Consider the following 15,187-nt stretch of genomic DNA (forward strand, 5'->3'; position numbering starts at 1 on the left):
AAAATTAATATAAAGCAATGCATAACGCATGTTGATGCTTTTAATTAATCATTTTTTCAATGAAGGATGGTGTTGGTCCACCATCCTTTTTTTATTTTCTGATCCAATCACCGTCTTCCATAATTTCAACTGAAATCCGCTATCCTTACTGAGGAAAGTTGGATCAAAAACAAACCAATCTAAAAATTACAGCGAATCGGAGAATAAAGTAAATCGTTTGAATCGAATATTGTAATTTAGTTTCTTCATTCAGCATATAAGAAAAATACAAACACAGCGGATATAGACAACCGTTGATTAGATTTAGACTCACATGAAAACTATTTTTGCAATTGTAGGTAGCGCCAGTACCCATTCATCCAATCATCATATTATAAAGCACCTACAAAAAGAGATTAATGGCGATATCCATTTCACGCTATTTGATCGTCTGAAAGAACTGCCGCATTTTGATCCAGATGAGAGCCAGTCCCATCCACCTATTGAAATTATTGCATTACGCCAAATTATTCAAGAAGCAGACATTGTTTTGATCAGCAGTCCCGAATATATTTTCAGTGTGCCCAGTGGATTAAAAAATCTACTTGAGTGGTGCGCAGCAACCACAGTTTTCAACGATAAGCCCATAGGTATCATCACCGCCGCTGCACAAGGTGAACATGCACACGTCGAACTGCAACACATCATGCGCGGATTAGGAGCCCAAATTGATGAAAAAAGAAACCTACTCATCGAAGGAGTAAGGGGCAAACTGGACAGTGCGGGAGAAATCTGGGATGAACAACTCCGTACAGCGTTAAAGGAACTGGCTGCACAACTAATTGATAGTAAAAATTAGCACGATCCATCAATTGAAGATTATTATCTTTACGACATGCAAGAACAAATTAATAATCCACTACACGGTAAAAGACTTGACACCATTATAGAATATTTAGTAGAGTACTATGGTTGGGAAGAATTAGGTCAACGCATAGCTATCAGATGTTTCAATGAGAATCCAAGTGTCAAATCTTCGTTAACTTTCTTAAGAAAAACACCTTGGGCTAGAGAGAAGGTCGAGCAGCTCTACGTAAAAACGTTATTGAAAAAATAAGTTTTTTTCCTATTTTATAGCGAATAATCTGATTATTAAGCATAACTTTGCCGCCATGAAAAAAATTGCCGACTACCGGAAGTTACTTAACGTAGATAAATCTGTGGATCTCAAAACCCTGAAATCTACTTACCGGACGATCATGAAAGAATGTCATCCAGATAAATTTGTCAATGATGAAGAAGGTCGTTTGGCTGCAGAGGAAAAAAGTGTTGCGATGATCGAAGCATACCACTTTCTGGTAAGCATCTGTTCTGAAACATTAGAGCAACAATTGCCCATCTACACAGAAACAATTACCAATTCAGGTATTCAAGATATTGACTGGAAAGGACAAATATTGACTGTCACTTTTCAAGACGGCAGCCAATATGAGTATTTCGGTGTTCAGCGAAACGATTATATTAAATTTGTCAATGCAGATTCTTTAGGTCGATTTGCCCGTAGACACATCTTCCATTCTTACCCTTACCGTAATGTATTAAAGACTGCAACAGTATCTTAGAAACTGTTTTCATCCAGCTATACAAAGATAAACGCCCGCTATCCGATGGATATTGGGCGTTTATATAAAATGTTAAATGTTTAAAAGCTATCTATAGAACAACACTGTTAACAAATAGTTTTATCATTTTAATATAAAGTCCGCAGACGCTCTACCGTAAAATGTATTAGGCATTTACGCTCACTTGCAGCTTTCCATACTCTCCTATTTCCCAAAAGGACCTATTAAATCTTACAGCAAAGATAAAGCTCTTACAGCAAAGATAAAGCCTGCATTTAGACTTTGAGTCAATACCTCGATCTCAAAAAAGATTACAAATAGTGCTCTTGCAAGTTCAATGGCTTTTTTTCTTCTTTTAGATTTTATTTTTGTTCGATAATTATTACTTTAGCGCTACCAAAATTATTCTAGCCAACGGCCCTGAAAAAAGGCCTTCCACTTGGATTAATTCGGGATGTAGCGTAGCCCGGTATCGCGCCAGCATGGGGTGCTGGAGGTCGTCGGTTCAAATCCGGCCATCCCGACTTTTTATCCTTTACTTTTTAACTGACATCGCGTTTGCGCTCTAACGGAATATCGCTTTGAAAATTGAATAGCAGAGATACCTTTCAATCATAAAAAAGGTATTTAGCCGATTGGAGTTTTCCGCACCAGCTAAATACCTTCTTCTATTAAACAATTAGGATGAAGCCACCTTGTTTGTTACGAACAGTCCTTCAGCTTAATAGCCTGGATTCTGCTTCAAGTTTGGATTCACCGCAAGCTGCTGACTTGGAATCGGATAAACCAAAGTTTTCGGATCAGCATCTGCAGCCTTTTCCTGCCAGGCCAGTAAGAACTTACCGAAACGAATCAAATCTTGTCTTCTCCACCCTTCCCAATATAACTCGCGAGCACGTTCGTCCAACAAATTGTCAAGCGTCATGGCTGTAAGATTATCTACACCACGATTGAGTCGAATTCCATTAACCAGCGCAAGAGCTTCGGCAGCAGTCCCTGTCCCTCCTCGGAGTATTGCCTCTGCTTGCATTAACAAGACATCAGCATAACGAAATACCACCCAATCGTTATTTCGTTGCCCAGTAACACCATAGTCAAAAGCATACTTCATTGGACGAATACCGGCTGTCTCCAACGTTGCACCTGAGGTACGGATTGTTACTTCGCGTGTAAAAACTAAAGGTGCGTTCGCTGGATTTCTAGCCATCAATGGCTTGTTTGTACTCCAATTATATTGTTGCCCAGCAAAAAAACCAACATTTTGACGTTTAAATTCCTTCTTTTTATTGGACGTCGTATCCGCTGCATATTCATAATAAATTCCCCTTCGTTCATCCGATGCAGAAAATTTATCGTAATAGTCTGATAAGGTACACCAACCGTTCCATCCCCCCGGATTCATATTATAATGCGCAATTGTATTCCATGTACGGTCCACATTTCCACCCCGATCTCCATTTTTATTGTACAAAGTAAAAATATTCTCTGTGGACTTTTCGTCGTTGTCAGGTGCAAAATTGTCAAAATATTTGCCTTTTGGTGAAATTGAATAAGCACCCGTAGCGACAATTTCCTTAGCAAGCGATACTACTTTATTCATATCCTCCGCCGCAAAAGCTGGCGATTGTCTATTTAAAAACGTCCCTTTGTTAAGATAAATTTTCATCAACAAGGCTTTTGCAGCATTTTTGTTTGCTACATAAGCCGCTTTCGGCCCGTTTGCAGGCAAACTCGCTATAATTTCGTTGAGATCCTTAACCATATAGTCAATAGCCGCCTGTGGCTGTAACACCTCTGGTGCGATTCTAAAATCTTCAAAAGAGGCTCCTTCCCGGATGGGCACTACGCCATAGAGATCCAACATATCAAACATGACCAACGCACGAATAAACTTCGCTTCTGCCCCTTGCTGCGCACTCGGATTATACCGCAACACATTGCCCGCATTATAGATGGCTGTCCCTAAACTGACGAAAGTGTTGTTCATATAACCATTGTCTGCATTCCAGGTATGTAAATGGATCGCACGATGCATACCATTATCATCCCAGTCACCACCACGCGTTGGAGCCATGGCGGCATCTGATGAGATTTCCTGCATCACCCAGCGCTGTTCCTGCTGATAAGGTGTATTCAATGAATTATAAGCAGTGATCAATAAGCTTCCAGGATCCACATTGGATGTTCCCTCTTCTAATTCTCCTTTAAATTCCTCCTTTAATTTAGTACAAGAAAATGTACTTGTTACAATGGAGCCAATTATTCCGATATATAATAAAGTTCTTAATTTCATCTTTTTTATCCGTCTAAATTTATTATCTGTTCATCCATTTCGATTTTAAGACATTCATACAAATGACCTACAGTATATGCTTAAAGCGAAAAATTAACCCCCAATAGAACATTTCTTGCCGGTGGATACGGCAAATATTCAATACCTAACGATGGGATACCATTTGTTGCACCATCGGTATTCACTTCTGGATCAAATCCAGTATACTTTGTGATTATAAAAAGATTCTGTCCAGTTAGGGATACATTTAAGTTCTTAAGCGTTCTGCCTACATTACCAACACGGTAACTTAAAGTTAGATTAGCCATTTTTAAGTAATCTCCTTTTTCAAGAAATCGCGTAGAAGGTGCTGCAGAATTGGATGTAGATTCTTTAACTCCAGTGTTAAAAAATGCGGATCCAATATTACGTGATGACAAATTACTCAGTCCCAAGGTTGTTGCCGCTGTGTTGTTAAATAGATAATGTCCAAAAGCACCGTTCATATTGGCCGCCAAAGAAAACTGTTTGTAATTTACATTTGTTGATAGTCCCAGTAAAGTGGTAGGATTTGGACTATGCATATAAAATTTATTAATAGCAGGATCGTTGGCAGTACTGATACTTCCATCCTGTCCGCGATACATACTCATACCGGTTTGTGGGTCTATCCCTTGATAATCCGCCAAGTACCAAACATTAAGAGGCTGTCCATTCACCATACGTTGCCCCAATACACCTGAGAACCCTTGCCCCCGTAGCGCTCCTGTTTCGTAATATCCCACCAACCCACTCACACTATTTTTAAGAAAAGTAGCATTTCCAGTCAAATCCCAAGTCCAATTGTCGTTTTTGATAATAGTACCTGTCAATGCTACTTCCACTCCTTTATTGACAATTTCGCCGTCCAAATTCACCCATATACGTCCTGCTGGAGCCGGTTGTGCGAGTGTTTGCTCAAATAGCGCATCTGTAGTTTTTTTATTAAAATAGTCGATTGATCCGTAGAGACGATTGCCCAAAATTCCAAAGTCGATACCTGCATTTAGCGTTGTGGAAGTTTCCCATTTCAAGTCAGCGTTTCCATAATTAGCCTGGCTTACACTTTGGTTCCCGAATACCAATCTATTTAACGAGGCACCCGAAGGGAATTCTTGATTACCTGTTCTTCCCCATCCTAAACGGACTTTCAATTGGTTAAATAAACCGGAAGACTTTAAAAACTCCTCCTCATTAATGTTCCAAGCTACCGCCAGGGAAGGAAACATAGCATACTTGTTGTTTGATCCGAATTTAGTAGAACCATCTCTACGCACCGTTGCTGTCAATAAATAGCGATCCAAGTAATTGAATCCCCCTCTTAAGAACATCGACTGCAATTGGTTGGTCGGACTTCTGTACGACGATATTTCACGTGTGGAAACAGGTGTATATTGTAGGTAGTCAAAATAATCTAATCCCATATAACGAAAACCGCCGCCAAAGGATATGTTATTATTATAGTTATAATCCAAATACTCATAACCTGCTACCGCATTGACACTCCAATCTGAATTGATTTGTTTATTGTAGGAGAGCATATGCGTCATTTGTAAGTTGGTTTCTCCATTATTTGAAATAAAGGCCTGCTCATTGTTTACAGCTGAAGGATCAATAAGTCCTGCGCGGTACATCCCTTGGCGATTTCCAGTTTGTCGCATCGCACTATAAATAAAGCGATATTCCAAATCGTCTGTAATTTTATAGTATGGCGCCAAGTTGATCACCATGGTATTCGTTGTCGCCAAATCTTTAAAGGCTTCAATACTCGTTAAGGGGTTTCGTGTTGTTGAACTAACAAATGTTAAATTGCCTTGATCGTCTCTTAAGGGACGTGTTGGATTCCACTGTAAGGCCTGAGAGATCACATTTCCTTCCGAACCCACCATCGCATTGATCGGCGAATACCGATTGTCCATCTGCGTCAAAAAGACTGCAAAATCCAATCCCAATCGTTTGTTTTCCAGAAAACGGAAATTACCGTTAAAGTTAGCTGTATATTTCTTCAGTTGTGATCCACGAATAATACCGTTTTGATTTAAATATCCACCCGAAAGACGATATTTTCCATATTCGGTTCCACCTGCTACATCAGCATAGTAATTTTGCGTGATCGCTTTTCGTGTGATCGCCTTAAAGGCATCCTCATTGCCACCAAAATCAGCATTTGCAACTTCAGATGGCGTATAATAATTTAGCGCTTCTCTAAATCGACCAGCATCCAATACGTCGGGATATTCCCGCATAGTTGAAACACCTGCAGACGCTCCTACAGAAACCTCAGGTTGCCCTACTTTCCCCCTTTTCGTTGAAATAATGACAACCCCGTTTGCACCCCGAGAACCGTAGATGGCGGTCGCCGAAGCATCTTTAAGAATATCCATGCTCGCGATATCACCTGGATTCAAATAGGTCAACGGATTTCCCCTATCGGAAGAAAAACCTCCTCTCCCCTCGGGCAGCGGCGAATTGCCGGACATAGGTACACCGTCCAGTACAAACAACGGATTGTTACTTGCCCGGATCGATGAGTTCCCACGGATACGTACTGTCGTTGACCCGCCAGGTTGCCCCGTATTATTAATTACCATCACACCGGGCGTCTTTCCTTGTATCAGTTGATCAGGACTTGTCATGATTCCTTTATTAAAATTTTTAGCGCCAATAGTGACCATAGATCCCGTTAGATCCTTTTTCCTCGCGGTACCATAACCGATCACCACAACTTCTTCTAGGCCCTGACCAGCACTAGGTTCCAAAGCTACAGTAACTTCATTTCCTACAATAGGCACTTCTTTTAAACTATATCCGATAAAAGAGACTTCCAGTGATTTAGCATCTTCGGGAACAGTCAATGTAAAGACACCTTCTGTGTCTGTTGTTGTAGCGGCAGTCCCTCCTTTTACCTTGATTGTAGCTCCTGCCAATGGACCCTGTGTTTCATCCACAACCTTCCCCTTTAAGACTTTCGTCTGGGCAAATGCAATAAAAGATACAAGCAGAAATGTAAGTGTCATTGCGCATTGTGCAAGTAGTTTATTTTTCATACGCTTTTTGATTAGTGGTTTAATTGATTTATGTCGTGCATGTATGATGCACAGCTCATATTAAGTGATTTAATGCTATTGATAGATGTTAAAACTCATCCAAAATGAACGTTTACTTGGCCAACTGTTGCATCAACGAGTCTGTGAGGCAAAATCATAGAAATATTGGTTCGCATAGGGGCACAGGCTCTACCTGTCATAATTCTTGGGCACAACATACGTTTATATTTGGTTATTATCTTGATATAAAAATGCACAAATCTCAGTAGCTCGTCCAATCACAGCGTCTCAATTTTATATCAAAGCGTATCAGTAAAATGCTTTTTTATCTTTTAATTGACTATTTTTAGTTGAACGTAATCAATTTTGAAAAGAATAACCACCATATTAATTTTATATACCTTCCTAGCGTGTATCCACGGGCGGGCACAATCCATCTATTTTAAAAATTATCAAACAAACGATGGACTCTCGAATAGTTCCGTCAAGTGTATTACACAGGATAGTCAGGGCTTTCTATGGCTCGGTACAAGAAATGGCCTCAATCGTTTCGATGGCAATCAATTTAAGATATTTAGACACAATGCTTCAGATTCGACAAGCATCGGAAGCTCTTCTATCTTAAGTATGCTCACCGACAGCAAAGGCGTCCTGTGGGTGGGAACGACTCGCGGTACTTACTGTTACGATCCCGCAAAAGAAAATTTCAAACCATTCAAGGGTATACCAATCGGTGAAGTAAATGCCCTACACGAATATGCAGGATTTATCTGGTTGCTTTCCAATGGCAAACTTTACCGTTATAGTTCCGCAACAAAAGAAATTACGACATGTGATCATAACAAAACTGCGCTGGTAGCTATCACCAGCAGTAAGAAAGGGGGGCTGTGGATCGCAGACAACAACAGTACAATACAACGATATCAGGTTAGCACCCATAAATTTGTCAATGTCGATCTCAAAAAGATCGATCGACGAGCGCTAGCAAATACCAAAACCGTCTATGCAATCAACGATTCGCTACTGATGATTGGGACGATCAATTCGGCCTATCTCTTTGACTTCAAAAATGGAACATTAAAAAATTTATTTTCAAACCATTACCCTAACAAAGTTATCCAGGCAAACTGCATTATTCAACAGACAGCATCAGTATATTGGATCGGAACAGAAACTGGAATATATACATTTGACATCCACACAGGACAGATCCAACACATTAAAAAAGATCTGCTCAACCCATTTGCCATATCGGACAATGCGATCTTAAATTTCTATCGCGATCGGGAAGGCAATATTTGGTTTGGAACATATTTTGGTGGTTTTAACCAATACAGCAACCAATTTGATAATTTCAAAAAGTATTTATCCGGATTTGGAAAATCTGCCCTGTCAGGCAATATCGTGCACGATATCACCAAAGATCACGATGGAAATTTCTGGATAGGAACAGAAGATGGCGGTCTAAATAAGATAGATGCGCAAACAAACCAGATTCAGCACTTTGTTGCGAATGGCACACAGGGAAGTATTGCGCATAATAACGTTCACGGTTTGGCAACTGTCGGCAACGACCTTTGGGTAGGTTCCACAACTCATGGTATTGACATTCTGGACGTAAGAACAGGAAAATTAAAAAAGCATTATGACCGCATTGGTGATGGACCATTACAAAGCAGCTTTGCCGTTTGCCTCTATAAATCCAGAGACAATCACCTATTTGTAGGAACCGATCGCGCCTTATATGTCTACAATAAAACTCGTGACCGTTTTGACCTCCTCCCTATTACTGCATGGATACAAGGTATTTATGAAGACGAAGAGGGTATATTCTGGATCAATACGTATGGAAGCGGCGTCTACAGCTATAACCACAGTTCGGGAAAAATTCAGCAGTTACTGTCTGAACAAGGCAACAAAAATTCACTCGTCAATAATTATGTCAATGGCCTATTTGAAGACAGCAAAAAAAACTTATGGTTTTGTACAGAAAGCGGCCTTTCAAAATACCGCCGGGATGGTCGATTTACCAATTATCTGACCGAATCGGGATTACCTTCCAATCAAGTATTTAAGGTGCTGGAAGATGACAACAAAAGCATTTGGATATCTACCGGCGGTGGTCTAGTCAGATTAGATGAAGGAGTGCCTCGTAGGATCATTTACACATCCAGAGATGGACTTCCCGCCGATCAATTTAATTATAATTCAGCTTTCAAGGATAATGACGGGACTTTATATTTCGGAACTATAAAAGGAATGGTAAGTTTCAACCCTACAAAATCCATTAAGAACAACTTTGTCCCCCCAATATTTATTAGTGGCATTCAAATCAACAATGCAAACATAGCTGTTCGTGAAAATGGGATACTAAAAGAATCCATCACCATAGCAAAAGAAATCCAACTGACCTACGACAGATCCAATATTAGCTTTAATATTACAGCGTTAAGTTTTGCTTCACCAAAAAGCAACGCCTATCGGTATATCATGGAAGGTTACGACAAAGAGTGGACCGATATTACAGGGAATCAAAAAATCTATTACAATAAACTTCCGCCAGGGACGTATATCTTTAAGTTCAGAGGTGCAAACAATAATAGGGTTTGGAATCCCGCCGAAAAAAAACTGCGCATCATTGTTTCGCCCCCCTGGTGGCTGTCTCGCTGGGCATACGTGCTCTATTTTCTGACATTCGGTACAATTACACTGCTGGTATTACGCTATTACCTACTGCTTTTAAAGGCCAATAATGCGCAAAAGATGGATAGCTTCGAACGGAAAAAAGAGCAGGAAATATACACACTCAAGCTAGAGTTTTTTACGAACCTCGCTCATGAGATTCGTACCCCGCTCACCTTAATCAAAATGCCCCTGGAGAAAATAATAAATAATCAAAAATTCACCGATCAGGAGACGGCTCAAGACCTTGCCCTGATCGAAAAAAATACAACGCGATTAATTCGCCTCACCAACCAGTTACTGGATTTTAGAAAAGCAGAAACCAACAATATGAGCCTTATCTTTACAAAAACCGACATCAATACCCTTCTAGCCGAGGTATTTCACGATTTCAATTACCTAGCCAAAGACAAACATTTACGCTATGATCTCAGCCTTCCACGTATCAGTCTCACAGCCTATGTAGATGAAGAGGCCCTTCGAAAAGTCTTTACAAACCTCATCCACAATGCAATAAAATACGCGGAGCAAGAAGTCTATGTCAAACTGCTTCCATTCAATAGCGATGACATTATGTTCAATATTGAATTTAAAAATGATGGTCTCCTTATACCCTTTGAGAAAAAAGAAAAAATTTTTGAACCCTTTTATCGACTAAACGAATCCGACAAAGATACCGGAACAGGAATTGGCCTGCCCCTTTCCCGTTCTTTGGTCGAACTGCATCAAGGAACATTATCTCTTGTTCATATGGAAGAAAACCGCAATATATTTTTGCTCTCCGTCCCTATCTTTCAGGAACAATCCCTGGATATCCAATCATTTCAGGAAGATTTTGACGAGCATGTATTCATTGGTAAAGCAGATGAGCAACAAGAGGAAAAACCGGTAATCCTGCTCGTTGAAGATAATAAAGAAATAATGGCTTACCTCAATAAGGAATTAAAATCAAGTTACACAATTTTACGAGCTGGTAATGGAGCTGAAGCGCTCGAAATTTTAGACAAAGAGAATGTGCAACTCGTACTGACTGATATTATGATGCCGATCATGGATGGACTTGCACTATGCAAACGCATTAAAACAGACATCCTCTACAGCCACATTCCCGTGATTTTTCTGACTGCAAAAAATGCGCTCGATTCAAAGATTCAAGGGTTAAAAAATGGTGCTGATGCTTACATCGAAAAACCCTTCTCGCTCGAATTCCTCATGGTACAAATACGTAATATCCTCAAGAACCGCAAAATTATCCAGAATTATATGACCAATTCTTCTGGATCCAACTTAATGGATATCAATGTATCGGCACCCGACAAAGACTTTATCAGCCAGCTCAATACTGTAATTTATGAAAATATTTCAGTGATAGATCTCAATGTGGATGGACTTGCCAAACTGATGCATATGAGCCGCCCAACCCTTTACCGTAAAATTAAAGGGCTATCCGATCTCACCCCCAATGAATTGATCAATATTTCTCGATTGAAAAAGGCCGCAGAACTGCTTACCCAGAAAGAGTACAACATTAGCCAAATAGCAATTATGGTAGGTTATACCGTACAATCCAATTTCTCAAGAGACTTCAATAAGCATTATGGCATGTCGCCGAGCAGTTATATTGTTGAAAACGCTAAGTAATGAACGTCCTTTTAGTACCACCATCACGATTTACCGATGGAGTAAAAACTGCCATCCGTAACAATTTGAATGGAAAGGCTCGAAGGAAGGACAAAAAATCGTAGACGCAAAAAGCCCTATACGTCTACGATAACACCTTACTGTTTACTCTTAGGAACAAAGAATGCTGCCAGCAACATAAATACTCCGGCTAACAACAGGCCATAGATGGATTGGCTATGAAATAAATATTTGATGATCATTCCACCAAAAAAACCACACACAATCTGAGGCAGCGTAATGAAGAAATTGAACAGTCCCATATAAACTCCCATTTTACCAGCGGGCAAATGATCGCTTAAAATGGCATAGGGCATTGCTAAAATACTACCCCAAGCTATACCAATGCCGATCATCGGAACAATCAATAAATTAGCATCTCTGATCAGGAATAACGAAATGAGCGAAAGTCCGCCAACGGAAAGGCCCAGGGCGTGGGTTTTACTACGACCTAAACGTTTAGCGATCCGCGGAATAAACAAGGCATAAAGGGCCGACACGCCATTGTAAATACCGAAGAGTACCCCCACCCAATTGGCGGCCTCCATATAAAGATCCTGCCGACTTCCTTCTCGAAGATAAAAGACCGAATCTGCAATCGCTGGAGTTGTATATACCCACATCATAAAAAGTGCAAACCAGGAGAAAAACTGCACCCAGCCCAACTTGCGCATAATCAGGGGCATTTTGCCGATATCACTCGCAATAGATCGCAAACCAAATTTAGGCGCAGATGCCTGGTCTATTGAAATAGCATCTGAAAAAGACTGAAGTTCTGTTGGCGAATACTCTTTAGTTTTGAATACAGACCATAATACTGACAAAAGCAGTACAAAGCCACCTAAATAAAATGAGTAGATAACATTGCTTGGTACCTGCCCCACTTCCGAAGTTCCTGCCACATCAAAATACTTCGTCAATATAAACGGAAGCAACGATCCTAAAACAGCTCCGACACCGATTAAAAAAGTCTGTACCGAAAATCCTACACTCCGTTGACTACTTGGTAAATTATCGCCGATCAGGGCCCTAAATGGCTCCATCGTGACGTTAATAGAAGCATCCATAAACATCAATAACCCCGCTCCTATCCAAAGTGGTGCCAGCATCGTGGTAAATAATGCCGCATTAGGCATTAAAAATAACGTCAGGGTAGTTAACAGGGCACCCACCAAAATATACGGGCGACGACGTCCCAACCTATTCCAGGTTCGATCGCTATAATGGCCAACGATGGGCTGAACAATCATACCCGTTATTGGCGCCGCGAGCCAGAATAAAGACAAGTGCTCCACATCGGCACCAAAGGTTTGAAGAATACGCGAAGCATTGCCGTTCTGAAGCGCAAACCCCATTTGTATCCCCAAAAATCCAAAACTCATATTGATGACCTGGCTTATGTTTAATTCAGGTTTTTTTCCCATAATAGGCTATCAAAATTTAACACAAAATACAATTTAATTATCATTTAATCGCGATTCAGCAGCATAAGAATCCTTTTCTAAGCTGCTGAAAATATTGATTTACCGATCGTTCGACACCCGAATGCTACATTTTCCAGCTAACACGAAAGCCCCAGTTACGGTCTGGATATGCGCTGCAGTATCACTGATATTATCGATCGAATAACCAACCCGATCTACAGCAATCAACAATGTCGCGCCGCGAAACAATATCCGGAATTTATAGCCTTCCCATTCGTTGGGCAACATTGGGTTCAGATACAATTTTCCGTCCTTGATTCGCATACCCGCAAAACCTTCCACAATCGTCATCCAAGTACCGGCCATCGAGGTAATGTGCAGACCATCTTCGGTATCGTTGTTGTAATCATCCAGGTCCAGACGTGAAGTCCGTAGGTAAAACTCATATGCTTTTTCCGCTTTATTGAGTTTAGCCGCCAATATCGCATGTACACAGGGAGAAAGTGAGCTCTCATGCACGGTCAATGGCTCATAAAATTCAAAATGCCGACCGATAGTGTCCACATCGAATTGATCTTCAAGAAAATACAAACCCTGCAATACATCGGCCTGTTTGATATAACAGGAACGTAGAATCCTATCCCAGCTCCAGTGCTGGTTGATCGGACGTTGCAACGGATCAAGTTGTACCACAGGAATCAGCTCTTTGTCCAGAAAGCCATCTTGCTGCAAATACACGTTTCGTTTCGCATCAAAAGGGTAGTACATCTTGGCAATAATATGCCGCCATTTTTGCTGCTCTTCCAGTCTAATTTCCAACTTCGCTTCCATTGCGCTCACCACGTCGGATTGCTGCTGGGCCAATTTTTCTAAACATTCTAGTGTATATTCCAGACACCAAGTAGCCATACGATTGGTATACCAGTTGTTATTTACATTATTCTCGTACTCATTTGGTCCAGTCACCCCCAACATCACATATTGCTCACGTTCAGCACTCCAATTGATGCGCTGTGCCCAAAATCGGCTAATTGCAACCAAAACCTCCAGTCCGTGCGACCAAATATATGCCTCATCACCCGTATAACGCACATAATTGTAGATTGCAAACGCAATGGCTGCATTGCGGTGGATTTCTTCAAAGGTGATCTCCCATTCGTTATGACACTCCTCCCCATTGATCGTAACCATGGGGTAGAGGGCTGCCCCATGCCCAAAGCCCAGTTTTGCGGCATTTTCAATAGCCTTATCCAATTGCTGATGACGATAAATCAACAAATTACGTGCGATCGTTGGCGATTGCGTCGCAAGGTAAAATGGGATGCAGTATGCTTCGGTATCCCAATAAGTAACACCGCCATACTTCTCTCCCGTAAATCCTTTTGGCCCAATATTAAGTCGCTCGTCTGCACCCGTATAAGTTTGATTCAACTGGAAAATATTATACCTTATGGCTTGCTGTGCAGCAACATCACCACTGATTTCAATATCACTTTCTGACCATATCACGTGCCATGCGGCCGCTTGCTTTTCCTTCAACTCATCAAAATCAAATTGTTTTAGTGTCTGCAAATGATCCTGAACAACTTCCTGCAATTGAGCAACCGAATGATTTTGTGAAGTAACAATGGCGACACGCTTCTCTATCCTACAAATGTGTGATTTGGGGAGATTAAGAGTGTAGACTTCTGCCATACAGCCTGGGCGCGTTACCGTTTCGTCTGCTGATCGTACCACTGACCCGGTGCTTACAGTGGTCTCGAGCATCGCATAAACTTCAAAACCAGTTTTCTTGGTTCGGGCAGCTACAAAAACACCAAGCCCAGACTTTCCCTGGTCAATGCTTTCCCAGAATTTTTCATCGTAGTTGCTATCCCGGTTAATCACCTGTGCATTTAAACGCGACACAACCTCGAGCGTAACATCGCCCGAAAGTGCCGCTATGCTGTATTGCAAAGATGCCGTTTCAGAAGCAAACAAGTGATACATCCGGCTTGACTGGATTTTAATCTGAGCACCATCTGCCATTTCAACAACAAAGCTACGGTATAGAACACCCTGCTGCATATCGAGGCGGCGTTCAAAAGATTTGACATTTACTTTGGCTAAATCAAGCACTTGTCCGTTAATTCGGATATCCAGGCCAATCCAGTCCACAGAATTAATGACCTTGGCGAAGTATTCTGGATACCCATTTTTCCACCAGCCCACACGCGTTTTGTCGGGATAATAAATTCCCGCCAAATAAGATCCCTGTAATGATTTTCCACTGAATTCTTCTTCAAAATTAGCCCTTTGCCCCATCCGACCGTTGCCAATAGCAAAGATACTTTCCGAAAATTCATTATGCTCCGGATGAAACGTATCCTCAATAATCTGCCAAGGGTTATGTTTGATATATGTCTTCATTGATTTCTTGTTTTCAACACCTCCTGAACTCCA

General features: G+C 41.0%; 8 protein-coding genes and 1 tRNA gene. 5 read left to right on the forward strand and 4 right to left on the reverse strand.

Features of this window, described 5'->3' with window-relative positions; genetic code table 11:
• The first annotated feature begins 313 nt into the window (after positions 1-313).
• The 4 genes from B2W36_RS05240 to B2W36_RS05255 all read left to right on the forward strand — a co-directional run bounded on the left by B2W36_RS05240 (position 314) and on the right by B2W36_RS05255 (position 2,125).
• Positions 314-838 (forward strand): NADPH-dependent FMN reductase, encoded by a 525-nt coding sequence (locus B2W36_RS05240; RefSeq protein WP_293882495.1) that lies wholly within the window; start codon positions 314-316, stop codon positions 836-838.
• A gap of 36 nt (positions 839-874) precedes the next feature.
• Complete coding sequence (locus B2W36_RS05245) at positions 875-1,096, forward strand: VF530 family DNA-binding protein (RefSeq protein ID WP_209579053.1); 222 nt, start codon at positions 875-877, stop codon at positions 1,094-1,096.
• 55 nt (positions 1,097-1,151) lie between these two features.
• A complete protein-coding gene (locus B2W36_RS05250) occupies positions 1,152-1,601 on the forward strand; it encodes a KTSC domain-containing protein (RefSeq protein ID WP_293882497.1) in 450 nt (149 codons plus the stop codon).
• 450 nt (positions 1,602-2,051) lie between these two features.
• Positions 2,052-2,125 (forward strand) — tRNA-Pro (locus B2W36_RS05255).
• A 197-nt stretch (positions 2,126-2,322) separates the two neighbouring features.
• On the opposite strand, the gene B2W36_RS05260 is transcribed toward B2W36_RS05255, so the two are convergent.
• Together B2W36_RS05260 and B2W36_RS05265 are read right to left on the reverse strand one after the other, a co-directional pair.
• Positions 2,323-3,894 carry a RagB/SusD family nutrient uptake outer membrane protein gene (locus tag B2W36_RS05260; protein ID WP_293886638.1) on the reverse strand — a complete coding sequence of 524 codons (1,572 nt, stop codon included), beginning with the start codon at positions 3,892-3,894 and terminating at the stop codon, positions 2,323-2,325.
• An 80-nt stretch (positions 3,895-3,974) separates the two neighbouring features.
• Positions 3,975-6,959 carry a SusC/RagA family TonB-linked outer membrane protein gene (locus B2W36_RS05265; RefSeq protein ID WP_293886639.1) on the reverse strand — a complete coding sequence of 995 codons (2,985 nt, stop codon included), beginning with the start codon at positions 6,957-6,959 and terminating at the stop codon, positions 3,975-3,977.
• 366 nt (positions 6,960-7,325) lie between these two features.
• Between B2W36_RS05265 and B2W36_RS05270 the strand changes: the two genes are divergently transcribed.
• The gene (locus B2W36_RS05270; protein WP_293886640.1) at positions 7,326-11,282 is read left to right on the forward strand and encodes a hybrid sensor histidine kinase/response regulator transcription factor; all 3,957 of its coding nucleotides are present in this window, start codon (positions 7,326-7,328) and stop codon (positions 11,280-11,282) included.
• 137 nt (positions 11,283-11,419) lie between these two features.
• On the opposite strand, the gene B2W36_RS05275 is transcribed toward B2W36_RS05270, so the two are convergent.
• Together B2W36_RS05275 and B2W36_RS05280 are read right to left on the reverse strand one after the other, a co-directional pair.
• Positions 11,420-12,745 carry an MFS transporter gene (locus B2W36_RS05275; protein ID WP_293886641.1) on the reverse strand — a complete coding sequence of 442 codons (1,326 nt, stop codon included), beginning with the start codon at positions 12,743-12,745 and terminating at the stop codon, positions 11,420-11,422.
• A gap of 99 nt (positions 12,746-12,844) precedes the next feature.
• Positions 12,845-15,154, reverse strand: coding sequence for a family 65 glycosyl hydrolase domain-containing protein (locus tag B2W36_RS05280; RefSeq protein WP_293886642.1), 2,310 nt, complete (start codon positions 15,152-15,154; stop codon positions 12,845-12,847).
• Positions 15,155-15,187: the final 33 nt, after the last annotated feature.

It is taken from the genome of Sphingobacterium sp. UBA3549 (assembly GCF_002376635.1).
Classification (GTDB): domain Bacteria; phylum Bacteroidota; class Bacteroidia; order Sphingobacteriales; family Sphingobacteriaceae; genus Sphingobacterium.